This window comes from Nostoc sp. C052, from assembly GCF_013393905.1.
Lineage (GTDB): Bacteria > Cyanobacteriota > Cyanobacteriia > Cyanobacteriales > Nostocaceae > Nostoc.
The window spans coordinates 7,055,815-7,070,587 of the sequence record NZ_CP040272.1 but is presented as its reverse complement, the minus strand read 5'-3'; the positions used below and the strand labels follow the sequence as shown (position 1 = coordinate 7,070,587).

The following is a 14,773-nucleotide window of genomic DNA, read 5'->3' as shown; positions in this document are numbered from 1 at the left end:
AATTTTGAACTATTTGGAGTCATGTCTTGTGAAGTTCACTAAAAAACTCTCAATTATTGTTTGCAGTTTAACCACTGCCTTCCTTTATACTGCCGTAATTACCAATACTTATAAGTCGGCGGCACAAGCAGAAGGACAAGAACTGATTATCAACGGGGGATTTGAAACCGATCCTCTCGCAGATCCTAATGATCCCAACATTGTGAATTCAAATCTTACAGGATGGATTAAATCCGGTGAGCCGATAGATATATCAGGTGTTACGATTAGCAACTTTCCTCACACTGGTAATCAAGGTTTATCGCTTGGTTCATTTTCAGGTATTAGCTACATATCACAGACTATCCCTACAATTCCTGGTCAAAACTACCAACTTACCTACTATTTTGCATCCATAGAGGAAGCACCTAACCTGAAGAATAAATTTAAGGTTTTTATCGGTGGAAAAAAGGTTTCTGTGAAAAAGGATACTCCTTACCAACCCTACACGCAATACACTTTAGATTTTAAAGCAAAAGCAACATCCACGGAAATCAAGTTTGGTTCTATAGCTAAGTATGGATTTTTATATTTGGATGATGTGAGTGTGAAAGCTACACCTGAACATCAAGGAGCAAACTATGGGGATGATGTAATCAATGATGGGGATGATTAAACCTGATGTAGAAGTCTGTCAAGTTTAATTCGTAGTAAGAACTTTAGTCTTTTATTTTATAAGACCTAAAGTGCTTACTACAAACCCTCAAACTAGCTTGGCAAATTGACAAAGTAATGGATGTAAGTATCAACTTGTTTGAATTGTCAGAATTTGAAATTCTTTGGAGTCAAGTTTCATGAAGTTAACTAAAAAACTCTCAATTATTGTTTTTGGTGTGACTACTACCTTAGCTAGCGCTGTGGTGATTACCAATACTTATAATACCGCAGCACAAGCAGTAGAACTGGTTAGGAATGGAAGTTTTGAACTCGACCCTCTCGTAGATCCTAACAATCCCAATGTTCCAAATCCTAATATTACAGACTGGATTAAATCTGGCGATCCGATTGATACATCAGGGATTAGAATTAACAATTTTCCTCAGCATGATAGTGGCAATCAAGGTTTATCGATTGGTTCATTTGTAAATCCTGCCTATATATCCCAGAACTTGGCTACAACTATCGGTAGTAATTATAATCTTAGCTTCTTTTTAGGAACAGATGAAGATGGCAGTCAAGTTAATAACATCTTTCAGGCATCTATCGATGGAAACCAAGTTTTTGATAAAATAAATAGTACAAATGTTGTTGGAAATCCTTTCACACAATATGACTTAAATTTTGTAGCGACAACATCATCTACAGAGTTAAAGTTGGGTGGTAGAGCTAGCTATGGTTCTTTATACTTGGATAATGTGAGTGTCAAACCTGTGACTATTACTGTACCTGAACCATCGACTCTTGGAGGAATAGTATTAACTGCTGGGTTGTTAGGAGGATGCTTGAAGAAAAAGAAGGCAATTAGCTAGAAAGAATAGCCCTTTTTGTCACTCTCAGAAAATAACAGAATGCAAATCCCTCAAATTACTATGCAGTAGTGATGAGGGATTTTGTCATTTGTCATACCTCGATGCTATTACATTGACATTTCTACCAGTATTATTGGTAGTATATAGCACAGGATACAATTTTGCCGATCGAGTTCAGCTTTGATAGTTAGTATCAAGTCGTATAAGGTCGTATGAGTAAGTTGGCACAATAAAACCAAACTATGTACTAGACTAAAACCCTCTTTCCTCCTGACTTGAAAGAGTCATTTACTATTTGTCCTCCTTGTCTCCCTTGTCCCGCTTTCATACAAAGCTGTGAAACTTGTTTCATCGGCACTCCCCTCTACCTCCTGCCTCCTACCTTCTCCCAAGGACAAATTTTTACGCAGACCTACTTACTCCATCGAAAATATACCAACTAATGCCAATAAACTAGGCACAAGCTTTTTCATGAATCCAGCACAGCTAAAAAAAATAACTGTCAAAGCGAGTCGTGTTACAAGAAAACTTCGCCACCGTTTTTACCTTACACAGTATGCGATACCTCTATTTAAAAGCCAGCGACACGAAGGTAGAGAAGGGATACCTGTGGCTGGCAAAGCGATCGCACCATCTTTGCTAACTTGGTTCGAGGTTATTGGCTATACAGTTTTATTAGAGCCAGATATTGCTTTGGGTAAGTACCAGATCGGGCGGAGTAGTTATAGTGACGTGGTTTTGTATCAGCGCCTCCATCAGGCTTTGCAGAAAATTAACCCAAAAAAACCTGATGAAGCGATCGCCGCAGCTATCCATCAGGTTACTTGTATTCTGAGTTCTGACTTGCTGGAAAATAACCGTCGCTTTCACAAATTATTGACCAATGGTGTGGAAGTTGAATACCTATGTAACGAAGAAATAGTTCATGACACAGTGTCGCTCCTTGATACGTCTAATCTAGTAAACAATGATTGGCTAGCTATTCATCCCTTGACTGTAGTTGAGGGAAATTATGCTCACCATCCTGATGTAGTTGTCTTTATCAACGGTTTACCTTTGGCAGTTATTGTCTCGATTCAGCCCAGTGATGAACAGGCTACTTTCAAAGAAGGTTATCAGCGAATTCAGACCTACATCAAACAAATACCGAAGCTATTTTCCTACAATATATTCCTAGTTATTACTTTTGGAAATCGGGCACGAGTGAGTACATTAACCTCAGATTGGCAGGAGTTTTTACCCTGGCGCACCATTGATGGCGAGGACTTTCCTGCCAAGGGCACAACTGAACTAGAGGTACTGATTCAAGGTATTTTTGACAAACGGCGTTTCCTAGAGCAAGTATTGCACTTGATAGTGTTTGAGGAGAATGGAACCAGCATTAGGAAAAAATTGCTTCGCCGACCTTTTTGTACTACACAGTATTTCAAAAAATCTTCGCGCCAATAGACACCTCTAGAAATTAAAGATGCGTTACCCTAACCCTTGTAGAGACGTAGCACTGCTACGTCAAAACAATTCTTTTTCGGATATGTTTAATACCCAATGCCCCGTGCCCAGTCTCCATTAAAAAATTTATCCTCAGAATGATGCTCATTGGTACCACAAGCATCTAAGCTAGTACGGGTGAACTATATGCAGCATGGAATGTCTGACTTAATTCTATTTTGGCATCGGCGCGATTTACGCATTTCTGATAATACGGGACTAGCTGCGGCAAAACGGCGGAGTCCGAAGGTGGTGGGCGTGTTTTGCCTCGATCCGAATATTCTGGAACGGGATGATGTTGCTCCTGTGAGAGTAACTTATATGATTGGCTGTTTACAGAAACTCCAAGAACGATATGCTCAAGCTGGTAGCCAGTTGTTAATACTCCGCGGCGATCCTGTACAAGTGATACCAGCTTTAGCAGAGGCAATAAATGCCAAAGCTGTTTTTTGGAATTGGGATGTAGAACCTTATTCACAAGAACGCGATCGCACAGTTATAAATGCCCTCAAAGAAAAAGGCATTGAGTTTCTTAACCAAAATTGGGATCAAATCCTCAACTCTCCAGATGAGATCCGCACGGGTGGTAACAGTCCTTACACAGTTTATACTCCCTTCTGGAAAAATTGGATTACTAAGCCAAAGGTTCAACCAGTAGAAACACTACAAAATGTTGAGGGATTAACGGAAGCTGAACAGAAAATTGCCAAACTTGGAGGAGCGATCGCATTACCTTCAGCGAAAGATTTAGGGTTTATTTGGGATGAACAATTGATTATTTCACCGGGAGAGGCGGCAGCGCAAGAACTGCTGGAGGAATTTACTAATAAAGCGATTACTGAATACCAAGAACAGCGAAATTTCCCCGCAGTTGAGGGTACATCACAACTGAGTGCAGCTTTAAAATTTGGGGTAATTGGCATTCGCACTATTTGGCAAGCCACTATAGAAGCACTAGAAAATAGCCGCAGTGAAGAAACAGCAGTTAATATCCGCACATGGCAACAAGAATTAGCTTGGCGGGAGTTTTATCAACACGCAATGTATAACTTTCCCGAATTAGCTGATGGTGCTTTCCGCGACACATTTAAAAACTTTCCCTGGGAAACTAACGAAGCACATTTCCAAGCTTGGTGTGAAGGGAGAACAGGCTACCCCATTGTGGATGCAGCAATGCGCCAGTTAAATGAAAGCGGCTGGATGCACAACCGTTGTCGGATGATTGTCGCCAGTTTTCTTACTAAAGACTTGCTAATTAATCCCCAATTGGGAGAAAAATATTTTATGCAGAAGTTGATTGACGGAGATTTATCTGCGAATAATGGTGGCTGGCAATGGAGTGCTTCTAGTGGTATGGACCCCAAACCTGTGCGAATTTTCAACCCAGCCAGTCAAACACAAAAATTCGATCCAGATGGCGAATATATTCGGCAATGGGTATCAGAATTGCGGTCTGTAGATACAGAATATTTAGTTACTGGTAAAATTCCACCTTTAGAACGTCATGCTGTTGGCTATCCCGATCCAATTGTGGATCATAAAATACAACAACAGCAGTTTAAACAGCGTTATCAGCAGCAAAAAAACTTTCAATAGTGTTGAGTGAAATTGTTAGTTAATGTTTAGTTAATGTTGATAAGTATCCACCACAAGCAGCGATCGCGTTGCCATAGCAGTAGATGTACTAACAATTATGTTGTACGATTTATATCGTCTATGCAAATAGATACGTATTAGGGAGAGCGATCGCAATTCTTTACAGAGGGTGCGCCAACGACACCTTTTGCTAGTTTCCTTAAGAGTAGGGGTATGCAAATGGGAAGGGCGATGTCTCCGACGGACTACGCCTACGCACCTAGCTGGGAATTGTCTAGTTTTTTGCCTAGTTTGCATTAACTGCGGATACATTACCGCAAATGCGCTGATATTTTAATTTCCCTTCTTCATAAATTCCGCAAAAACACCGTTACGCTATTCGTACTTGTGATCAAAACTTAGAGCATCCAGTTTATTAGGGCGTGTTTATGACCAACCCTGTAAAGACGGTTATCCAAGTCAATCTGGAGATGGCTCTAGAAGTAGCTCAAGAATTGGAGCAAGCTCCATACACTCAACTCGGTGCTTATTGTTTGGAGATTCTACGAGAGATCGGATGTCCTGGTAATGAACTCCCAGTTAACTTACAAACTCGCGATCAGCAGCTAAACTTTATCACAGGCTTTGCATCTTATGCTTTTGGGGAGGTACAAAGTGTACAGAGCATTAATTGATGATATATTTTCTGATTCAGAAGGGGCAGAAGAAACTACGTTCCCAGCCACGGACGAAGATTTACTAATTTTAACAGACAAATTTTTAGGGTTTGAAATTCCCCCAAAGGTATTCTTACAAGCTATAGCCATTGCTGATTACGACTGTGCAGCTGCTTTTCGCTACGTTGATAATTATTTGACTACCCTCAAGCATAAAAATCAGCGCCAGAAGCAGAAGAAATTACTTGTGTTAGGGTGTTCGACTAGGTTTGACAATAATTAACGTGCTGATTCAAAAGCTAACTAAAAACCAATACGATTTAGATCAGATAATTTGCACTACCGATGTAGAGACGTTGCATTGCAACGTCTCTCCACATATTTATCCTATTCTGACAATAAAGAACAATTAGAATTTATCTATTGAGAAATAAGATCCCCAACTTCTTTGAGATTCGGGGAGCTGTAGCTTGAAATTACGTTAGCGTAGCGGTAGCGAGTCCGCGTACCCCTAATACCTTTCGGTTAAGGGGAAAAGGGAAAAGAAAAACCTTTAACCTTTACCCCTTAACCTTTTCCCCAAACCCAATTTCAAGTTAAAAATGCTTAATCGAACAGTATTGCGTGTACCCCTGCGGGGAAGGTCTCGTAGAGAGCGTCATTACGAATTACGATTACTTTTCCCAAGACAAACTCGTTCATAGCTTTTACCCGCAATATCCCAAGTGAATTCTGTTTCTACCAGTTGTCTGCCGTTGTGAGACAATTCTGAACGCAGATGTGGACGATCGAATAGTTGACTAATAGCGGTGACGTATTCTGTCGGTTTATTTGCCCGTAATGCCCTAAGTGGATGATTAGTAACATCTACAGCTAACCCTTCTAAGCCGCGATCGCTCGCTACTACAGGTATGCCAGCTGCCATTGCTTCTAAAGTTTTATTTTTAATACCAAACCCAGTCCGCATCGATACAACGCAGATAGTGGCTTGGTGTAAATATTCTGCCATCGAAGGTACACGCCCAAGTACATTAATTCCTGGTTTTTGAGCGAGTGCTAAAACTTCTGGAACTGGATGAGAACCGACAATATCGAAAGTTGTATCGGGATACAATTTTTGGATTTCTGGCAAAACTTCGTTGCTGAAAAAACAGACAGCATCAATATTTGCTAAATTATCCATCGCACCAATGAAAATTAAGCGATGTCCTCCGGGATCGGTGGTACGGTTGGGGAAAGCAACTAAATCTACACCATTGGGAATAACTGTAATTTCACTATTGGGGTTAAATTCTTGTAGCTGAATTTTATCTTCTTCAGTTGTTGCCACAATTGCTGAAAATTTAGCGCAGTAGCTTTGCTCATAACGCCGTAAAAGTGGCAGATTAATTTTATCTCTCAGGGAATTTTCGGAAATGCCTGTTGCTAGCTGGTTCCGACAGGTAGCGTAAACAGAACTATGAACATTAACTATGGTTTTTAGCTGTTTCTGAAAATGCGATTGGATATAAATTTCATTGACGCTATGTTCGCAGGTAATTACATCACATTTTCCCGCTTCCACCCAGTTATTAATCCATGTTTGCATCTCAATTGAGTAGCGATTAAGTACGCTTGGCGGTGTTCCCTGTTGTAAAAATCTCCCAAATCGCTGAATTTTCTGGAATATTCCAGCGGTTTGAGAATCTGGCGGGCGTTCAAAAATGGCTAAATGATCGACGCAATCGCGTAATCCGGCGATTTCTGCGTCTGTAACATCACCCTCGCGTTGAGTTGCAAGGGTGACAGTATGGCGTTGACTGAGATACTTAAGTAAATTAAATGTCCTAACTTGGGTTCCCCCGCGTGTTGGTGGGTAGGGAAAAGTGGAAGATAGCATTAAAATGTTCATACAAGTGATGAATCAAATCTGATACATACACCATGACCTGATTGGAGGCTGTATGTCATCATTTGATCGATCAAAGCATAATCAAACCGAGTCGCACTCCTACAGCAACAGCCTCGGTGCGGCTAGAGACACTGAGCTTTTGAAAAATTGATGAGAGATGAAATTTGACGGTATGCTCAGAAATATGTAGGCTTTTAGCGATCGCTTTATTTCCCAACCCAGATCCAAGCATTCCTAAAACCTCTATCTCTCTTGGTGTCAAGGTTTGTACGGGATTCGTTACCACTTTTTCGCGGATAGACAGTAATTCTACAGCATCCGGGTGCAGCACCAGCAAACCAAAAGCGATCGCTTCTACAGCCGCAACAATTTCTGACTCCGTGCTGGTACTGGGTAATATTCCCCGGATACCAGAATGTAATGCCGTTTCTAAGTCGATGCTGTCGAGTTCCTCAACAATGACGATCGTGCCTAATGGATATTGCTGTTCTTGAATGACCAGCAATTTTTCCCATACCGATTGTTGCAGATTACCACTCAAATCTACCAGCACCACATCTGGTTGTAATTGCTCAACTTCCCTTGCCAATACATCCAAATCGGATGCACTCCCCACAACCGTCAGCCGAGGATTGGTTGTCACCACAGCTGATAACCCTGCCCGGACTACAGGGGAAGTGGCAACAACCATTACCCGAATCATGTCGCCTCCACAGCAGTTTTCCCAGCTTGTACTGCAACATAAATCACGAATTGCTGCCTACCGCGTAGGAGTTGTAGCGGCACAGATCCTTTACTCTCATGGAGATATTTGCTTAAATCATTCATGGTAGTGAATAATCGCCCCGAAACTCCAATTAAAACATCGCCAATTTGCACACCAGCAGTTTCCGCCGCACTATTAGGTAAAATTGACAATACTAATAAGCCCAAGCTACGCCTACCTAAAAGCACCGGTTGCAGTGTAACTCCCAGTTGTGGACGACTATTTTCCTGTAAAAAACGCTCAACGGTGTTGCTAGGAACTGCCACAGCTAAACCATTAACAATCATCGTGTTAATTCCCACGACAAGGCCTTGACAATCAGCAAGTGGCCCCCCAGAATTACCAGGATACAACTGCAAATCAGCCATAACAGCCCGTGGATTATTTGCATAGATAATTCCAGTTGTCACAGCACCACTTTCAGCAAAGGGATTACCCACTGCCAAAACTAATTCACCCACTCGTAGCGCCTCAGAATTACCAATTGTTGCAGCAGTTAAATTAGTGGCAACAATTTTCAGGGCTGCTAAATCCTGCTGTGGATCAAATTGGGTACGCACCGCATCAAATACCCTTCCATCTGCCAGTTCCACAGTTGCGCGGCTGCTAGTTGCCACATGGGCATTAGTGATAATCAGTCCGTCCGGTTGCCAAATTACACCAGAACCGACTCCCAAAGAGCCACTTTTGACTTTGACAGTGCGATCGCGGAGTTTACCAGCTACCTCTGTCAATTCAGCAGCGATGTTAGTTAATGCTGTGTTTGCCATGTTATGCAATTTTTCCCTATGTCAAAGTAAAGTTAGTGAACTGAAGCGTTCGCACGAGAAAGAATCCTTGTTTCCCAAGGTAGGTAAAAACCTCACCCTTTCTAGGTGGCTGAATTTAATTTTGAATTTTGAATTTTGAATTGTTATTCCTCCTTAATAGGTCGTTCGCCAACTGCGATCGCTAACTCAATTAACACTCCACCCCGGACAAGTTGCACGTTCACAGCTTTACCAATGCGATCGCTACTATTAAGCAACGCCAGTACATCACCTGTATCGCCAACAGTTACGCCATCGAACGTTACCAAAACATCGCCAAGCAGCACACCTGCATTATCAGCAGGCCCCGCAGCCTCAACATTGACAACAATTACCCCAGTTGCCGAACTTAAATTGAGAGCAGTTTTTAGATTCTTTGGTAAACGTACAGGCTGCATTCCCAGACCCAAGTAGCCCTTAGAAATGCGTCCTTTTGCTACTAATTGATCAACCACGCGATCGATTGTAGCAGTGGGAATTGTTAGAGCAGTACCACGCCGCCCTGATGTATTCATGCCTACCACAAAACCCGCAGCATCTACCAGCGGCCCGCCTGCAAAGCCAGAATAAAGGGTGATGTCTGGGCGGATGAATTGGTCAATATTCCCACCATTCATACTTCGCCAAGCACCGCTAACCACGCTGACTGCACCCATCGCCGCCCTTAAGTCACCTTCGCTACCTCTTGCCAGTCCTAGAATCAGATGACCAACTTTGAGGGTTTTGGCATCACCAACTTTTGCCACAGGTATTTCTGCATTTTCTAGTTTAAAAACAGCTATATCAGTGCTAGAGTCATGACCAACGAGTGTTACTGGTGCAGTAGTACTATTTGATAACGTAATGGTGATGTTGTCATAGCGCTGGAGAGACTCATCAGAGGTAACAATAATGCCATTACGCCAGTGAATACCACTTTGAGAAAGACGTGTACCTCCATTTACGGCAACTACAGCACTTCCAGCTTCTTCTACGGTGTCAGCTAAACTGTTGGACAAAGCCAGTAATGAAGACATAAGATTTTTCCGCCAATGTTCTTAGATGTTCATATCGTGCCGTTTTTTCAACACAGATGGCATCGGAAAAATGGGGAGAATTCATCCTAGAAAAATGGCTAGGACTAATTATTGTAGAGACGGCGATTCATCACGTCTCTTGACTTAACCAAAGCGAGACTTAAACAAATGGACACCCAATCAAGAGAAATTAACTTGCTCACTCCATCTAGCAAATTACCTCTAGATGGCAAGAGAATTTTAGTAACAGCACCAAGAAACTATGCTTATAGGTTATCCGAACAAATCATCAAACAAGGTGGTTTACCTATTTTCATGCCTACTATCGAAACCTGCTATTTATCAAACTACAATCAGTTAGATGCTGCTCTAAACCACATAGACAAATTTGATTGGATTGTCTTTACAAGTAGAAACGGCATCACTGCATTTTTTCACCGCATGAATGATTTGAATATTCCTATATCTGTAGTGCAAAAATGTCACTTATGTGCTTTAGGAAAAGATGCAGAAAGCTTATTAGCTTTTTGTGGCAAGGTAGATTTAATCCCAACAGAACCTAGTCCAGCCGGAATTGTGGCTGAACTAGCGAAAATTCCGCAAATTCAAGAGAAAAAAGTCCTAATACCTGCTCCAGAAGTTGTTGGTTTACCTGAGCCTGATGTCGTACCCAATTTAATTAAGGATTTGCAGAAATTGGGTATAGAAATAACTCGCGTACCCACTTATATTACGCAGGGTTTAGACAAAAGTATCTATGGTGTGGAATTAAATCTGATACGTCAAGGAATTATCAATGTAATAGCCTTCAGTAGCACAGCAGAGGTAGAAAGCTTTTTGACAATGGTTAACTCACAAAGCGATTATCAAGGCTGTATTATTGCATGTTTCGGCCCTTATACAACTGCTAATGCTCAAAAGTTGGGTATGAATGTTTCGATCGTGTCTAAAGACTATAGTTCATTTCAGGGATTTGCTGAAGCGATCGCAGCATTTTTTACTCTCACTTCCAACTCACACTAACTGCCTCAAGATATAGATTAATTAACGACATTTGACTCTAGACTAGCAGCACATAAACCCGTAGTATCAAAAATGGAGTTTATATTGAGTTAGGAATTTTTATATGCCAACTTACAACGTTACATTACGTATCCCAGAAGGTGAGCATGCAGGTGAACACGTAATTGAAGTCCCTGATGATGAGTACATCCTAGAGATCGCTAACGAAGAATATCACCTGGACTTGCCCTATTCCTGTAACTCTGGTTCTTGCTCTACCTGCACCGGGAAGCTGATTTCAGGTACCGTTAACCAAGACGATCAGAACTTCTTAGACAACGAGCAAATTGACCAGGGATGGGTTCTTACGTGCGTTGCATATCCTACTTCTGACTGTGTTATCGAAACCCATCAAGAAGAAGCGCTTAACGCTTAACTAAGAAATGTGGATTTAAGATAACACGAAATTCCCCACCCTCAACTCTTAGTAAGTAGGGTGGGGTTGAAGAAGAATTCAGAAGTCAGAATTCAAGAGCGGAGCCGGAGACGTTTCCGTTAGCTCCGGTCAGCAATCTTGACGAGACTTGAAAATACTCGCTTTTTTATTGAGGTAAAAGAGAAAAACGTCATATTGTGAATAAGTATAAAATAATGCTATTACTATAAAATTTGCTACTGTATTATTACTCTAATAACTAAGTTTTGCTAAAAATAGGACTTACGCATTAACCTAATTGTTACAAATTAAAAGATACGAATTTTTACGTCGATCGCTTGATATCTCTGGGCTTAATAACATATTTTGCTTATAGGCTCAGGTTGGTATAGTTAGAAATAATGTTCCGGTTTTGAGTTCCTGTATTCAAGTCCAAAATCGTCTGATAAGTTGCGTCTCCAGATGTTGGGTTATTGAAATGATGAACATTATTCCACTCAATAACTAGTTGATCGTTGATGATATCGCTGTTAATATCATTGAATTTATAAAACACCAAATCATCTGGAACTGTATTGAGAACAGTTACCCAATCATCCCAAGCTATAGCGATCGCAGGTTGAACTAAGTTTGTAGTAAAATCGGTGTTGTTTGTACCAACCGATGTGTTTCCTAGCTGCTTCGTCATCATTATTGTCCTTTGATAAAACTCTGGATTGACTAAAATACTTGTTAGCTACAAGGATTTAGATTGATAGCACTGTTTACTCTCAGTACTGATCTACTTGGGTATCAGCCATACTCCTCATAAGCACTCTTCATGAAGCATTACAAAATGTTTGAAAAGTTCTCTTATCGGTAGTAAAACATTCTAGATGGAGTTTTTTATACAACACCAATAGTTTATACAAGCTATAATCGAACTAACACTGTATTTACACTTAAATAGCATCAGACTGACTCAAAGTTGAGTGAGTTTACATAGTAATCCGATTTGATTTTTGAACTTATTGGCGTGCTGCGCTTCTCGCACCATAAGCGCCATAGGCAGAGAGTAGTTTTTCACGCAATCAGATATCGCGATCGCATTTTTGCATTCCAATAGGAGTTGCCAAAATGACTACAAGATTTTATGTACGTATCGAGAATTATCGGCAGCTAATAAGAATTAGTCTGCTAAGACACATTTATTAATTGATATTTAGGCATTAAATCATCATTTATTTACATCATCCGGAGGATTATAACTTTAATTTGTAGTTATATATATTCCGATCGCACTAGGTTAAGCTTACAAATGAATCGGGTTGTTCGCCGTTGTTTTTCTTACTTACTGTGTTTGGGATTAGTAGTTGCTTTAACAGTTTTTTTACCCTCTTCACTACCAGTTTATTCCCAAAAAACAAGTCCTTTAACTACAGAAATTCGCGGCGTTTGGCTCACTAATGTTGCTAGTGGTGTACTATTTGTCCCTTGGGGTATTAACCGTGCCATAAATCAGTTGTCGGCTCTCAATTTTAATACAATTTATCCTGTAGTTTGGAACCGAGGACATACTTTTTATAAAAGTGCCGTAGCCAAAATGACTACAGGCTCGGATACTCAACCTTTACTCAACTTTCTGCATGGTGGACAGGATGTTTTAGCAAAGATAGTAACACTTTCTAAAAATAAAGATATGAGAGTAATTCCCTGGTTTGAATATGGGTTCATGACTCCTCATTATTCACAATTAGCAAGGCGTTATCCCGATTGGTTAACAATTGGTCAAGAAGGTATCAACTCTATTCAAGATGCCCCACCAGAAGAAATTGACAATGTTTTGGTGAGCAAACAGGCTTGGTTAAATCCTTTACATCCACAAGTGCAAGAGTTTATTCAATCGCTAATATTAGAAGTCATCAGAGATTACGATGTGGATGGTATTCAGCTTGACGATCATTTTGGAATGCCTGTACAGTTTGGCTACGATCGCTTCACAATTAAACTCTATCAGCAAGAGCATCAAGGCAAAAGTCCCCCTATCGACCCTTTCAACCCAGAATGGATGCGTTGGCGAGCCGATAAAATTACTGATTTCATGGCGGAAATCTATCAAGCTATCAAGGCAGTCAAACCCAAAGTCAAAATATCTTTGTCTCCTAATTATCAAGCTTTTGCCTACAAATACTATTTGCAAGATTGGGAAAATTGGATAAAAAAAGGTTTAGTTAATGAGTTAGTTTTGCAGGTATATCGAAACGATAAAAACTCTTTTATCGCTCAACTAGAACAACCATCTGTGAAATTGGCTCAAAGTTTAATTCCTGTAGGTATTGGTATATCAACGGGAACGGTAGGTAATCCGGTGAAAATGGCACAAGTTAGAGAACAGGTTCAAGCAGTGCGCGATCGCTACTTTGATGGTGTATCCTTTTTCTACTGGGAGAGTCTTTGGGGTTACATTGTACCTGAATCACCCCAACAACGACGCAAAGCTTTTTTTGATATGTTTAATGCTAAAACTGTCAAACTATTACAAACAAAGGCACGAGGTAGGAGGCAGGAGGTAGGAGGAAAGAAATATTACGAGAAACTTTAGTTGTAGGTTATTGCCCAATAGTAAGCTGTTCCATATTTAAATTGCATAAGTTGGGCGCTCATGTTGCCCACCCCACAAGAGTTATGTTTAATTTGATTATGCACATTAGATGTTTTTTAGCTGATCAAAAATACTAATAAGAATGGAATGTGCCACGAGATACAAAGCGTCCATAGCCTAAGTACCACACTTTTAAGCGCGGGTTCCTCCTGCAAGAACTGCCTTCCTCCTCCTGAAAAACAAAGAAATTTTGATGTTATTTGCGCCTGGAAATACCAAATTTGGCTTTACACTGCTGTGGACTTTAGCTACTTTTGGCGGTTTTTTATTGAGTTTACTCTTAATTGAAGTCGGTGAAAAACCCGATGTTGGGGTAGTAGAAGCAGCTATCGGGGGATTTGCGATCGCACTTTTTCAAGGTTGTCTTCTCAAACAACCTATATTTTGTATCAGGTGGATTTTGGCAAGTCTTTTGGGTTGGAGTATAATCACAGCGATCGGTATTGGTGCTGTGGGTTGGATTGTACCTAGCACTCAGATTCTTCCCATGAGAATCTTGTCAGGGGCGGTTTATGGTAGCCTTGGCGGTTTGGGGATTGGATTAGCACAATGGTTAGCAATTTCCCAGCATCAGGCATGGCGATGGATATTTGTCTCTGCGGCAAGTTGGGCTGTTGCTATTCCTGTGGGTTCTGTTGTGGGGGCGATCTTGCGCCACTTAACGCAGTTATTCTTCGGCGAAGTCGTCGGTTTAGCCATCACTTGGCTGCTGGTTGCTATCCTCACAGGGATCAATGCCCACAAATTGCGATTGTAAGTTCTCACTCCCCACTTTATTATTAAGAATTATAAATTTAATTGATATATACTTATAATTGCACTTAGATATGTGCAAAAATCTGAAAAAACTGTTAAAAACCAGTTTCAGTAAGTTTGCCCTAACCTGCAAATGTATTTTCACCTTCAACAAGCAGGATTTGTTAAGCTGACTCCTATTAGCTTTCCTAGATTTCTGACAAGAAGT

The 14,773-nt window shown here is 40.7% G+C and carries 16 protein-coding genes; 10 read left to right on the top strand and 6 right to left on the bottom strand.

The annotated features are described in order from the left end of the window. Window positions 1–28: 28 nt before the first annotated feature. From FD723_RS29290 to FD723_RS29275, 4 genes are all read left to right on the top strand, one after another. Window positions 29–655, top strand: coding sequence for a DUF642 domain-containing protein (locus FD723_RS29290; RefSeq protein ID WP_179068489.1), 627 nt, complete (start codon window positions 29–31; stop codon window positions 653–655). A gap of 178 nt (window positions 656–833) precedes the next feature. Next, entirely contained in the window at window positions 834–1,508 is a 675-nt protein-coding gene (locus tag FD723_RS29285) for a PEP-CTERM sorting domain-containing protein (RefSeq protein ID WP_179068488.1), read from the top strand. A gap of 471 nt (window positions 1,509–1,979) precedes the next feature. Then, the gene (locus FD723_RS29280; RefSeq protein ID WP_179068487.1) at window positions 1,980–2,957 is read left to right on the top strand and encodes a type I restriction endonuclease; all 978 of its coding nucleotides are present in this window, start codon (window positions 1,980–1,982) and stop codon (window positions 2,955–2,957) included. 198 nt (window positions 2,958–3,155) lie between these two features. Further along, window positions 3,156–4,592 (top strand): deoxyribodipyrimidine photo-lyase, 8-HDF type, encoded by a 1,437-nt coding sequence (locus FD723_RS29275; protein WP_179068486.1) that lies wholly within the window; start codon window positions 3,156–3,158, stop codon window positions 4,590–4,592. A 30-nt stretch (window positions 4,593–4,622) separates the two neighbouring features. On the opposite strand, the gene FD723_RS29270 is transcribed toward FD723_RS29275, so the two are convergent. Then, the gene (locus tag FD723_RS29270; RefSeq protein ID WP_179068485.1) at window positions 4,623–4,889 is read right to left on the bottom strand and encodes a hypothetical protein; all 267 of its coding nucleotides are present in this window, start codon (window positions 4,887–4,889) and stop codon (window positions 4,623–4,625) included. Window positions 4,890–5,020: 131 nt separating this feature from the next. On the opposite strand from FD723_RS29270, the gene FD723_RS29265 reads away from it, so the two are divergent. Next, window positions 5,021–5,266: a hypothetical protein gene (locus FD723_RS29265; RefSeq protein WP_179068484.1), complete on the top strand. Its 246-nt coding sequence runs from the start codon at window positions 5,021–5,023 to the stop codon at window positions 5,264–5,266. Further along, on the top strand, window positions 5,247–5,531 hold the full coding sequence (locus FD723_RS29260) for a hypothetical protein (protein WP_179068483.1): 285 nt from the start codon (window positions 5,247–5,249) through the stop codon (window positions 5,529–5,531). The genes FD723_RS29265 and FD723_RS29260 overlap by 20 nt, the downstream gene beginning before the upstream one ends. A gap of 378 nt (window positions 5,532–5,909) precedes the next feature. On the opposite strand, the gene FD723_RS29255 is transcribed toward FD723_RS29260, so the two are convergent. From FD723_RS29255 to FD723_RS29240, 4 genes are all read right to left on the bottom strand, one after another. After that, window positions 5,910–7,139 carry a glycosyltransferase family 4 protein gene (locus FD723_RS29255; protein WP_179068482.1) on the bottom strand — a complete coding sequence of 410 codons (1,230 nt, stop codon included), beginning with the start codon at window positions 7,137–7,139 and terminating at the stop codon, window positions 5,910–5,912. 70 nt (window positions 7,140–7,209) lie between these two features. After that, complete coding sequence (locus FD723_RS29250; RefSeq protein ID WP_179068481.1) at window positions 7,210–7,842, bottom strand: response regulator transcription factor; 633 nt, start codon at window positions 7,840–7,842, stop codon at window positions 7,210–7,212. Then, window positions 7,839–8,675 (bottom strand): S1C family serine protease, encoded by an 837-nt coding sequence (locus FD723_RS29245; protein ID WP_179068480.1) that lies wholly within the window; start codon window positions 8,673–8,675, stop codon window positions 7,839–7,841. Before FD723_RS29245 ends, FD723_RS29250 begins: the two co-directional genes overlap by 4 nt. Before the next feature lie 143 nt (window positions 8,676–8,818). After that, window positions 8,819–9,730: a S1C family serine protease gene (locus tag FD723_RS29240; protein ID WP_179068479.1), complete on the bottom strand. Its 912-nt coding sequence runs from the start codon at window positions 9,728–9,730 to the stop codon at window positions 8,819–8,821. A gap of 168 nt (window positions 9,731–9,898) precedes the next feature. Between FD723_RS29240 and FD723_RS29235 the strand changes: the two genes are divergently transcribed. Next, the gene (locus FD723_RS29235; RefSeq protein WP_179068478.1) at window positions 9,899–10,753 is read left to right on the top strand and encodes a uroporphyrinogen-III synthase; all 855 of its coding nucleotides are present in this window, start codon (window positions 9,899–9,901) and stop codon (window positions 10,751–10,753) included. Window positions 10,754–10,856: 103 nt separating this feature from the next. Beyond that, window positions 10,857–11,168: a ferredoxin gene (locus tag FD723_RS29230; RefSeq protein ID WP_179068477.1), complete on the top strand. Its 312-nt coding sequence runs from the start codon at window positions 10,857–10,859 to the stop codon at window positions 11,166–11,168. A 370-nt stretch (window positions 11,169–11,538) separates the two neighbouring features. On the opposite strand, the gene FD723_RS29225 is transcribed toward FD723_RS29230, so the two are convergent. After that, window positions 11,539–11,859, bottom strand: a complete 321-nt coding sequence (locus FD723_RS29225; RefSeq protein WP_179068476.1) for a hypothetical protein — start codon at window positions 11,857–11,859, stop codon at window positions 11,539–11,541. 606 nt (window positions 11,860–12,465) lie between these two features. On the opposite strand from FD723_RS29225, the gene FD723_RS29220 reads away from it, so the two are divergent. Both FD723_RS29220 and FD723_RS29215 read left to right on the top strand, forming a co-directional pair. Next, window positions 12,466–13,749, top strand: a complete 1,284-nt coding sequence (locus FD723_RS29220) for a glycoside hydrolase family 10 protein (RefSeq protein WP_179068475.1) — start codon at window positions 12,466–12,468, stop codon at window positions 13,747–13,749. 253 nt (window positions 13,750–14,002) lie between these two features. After that, entirely contained in the window at window positions 14,003–14,566 is a 564-nt protein-coding gene (locus FD723_RS29215; protein ID WP_179068474.1) for a hypothetical protein, read from the top strand. Window positions 14,567–14,773: the final 207 nt, after the last annotated feature.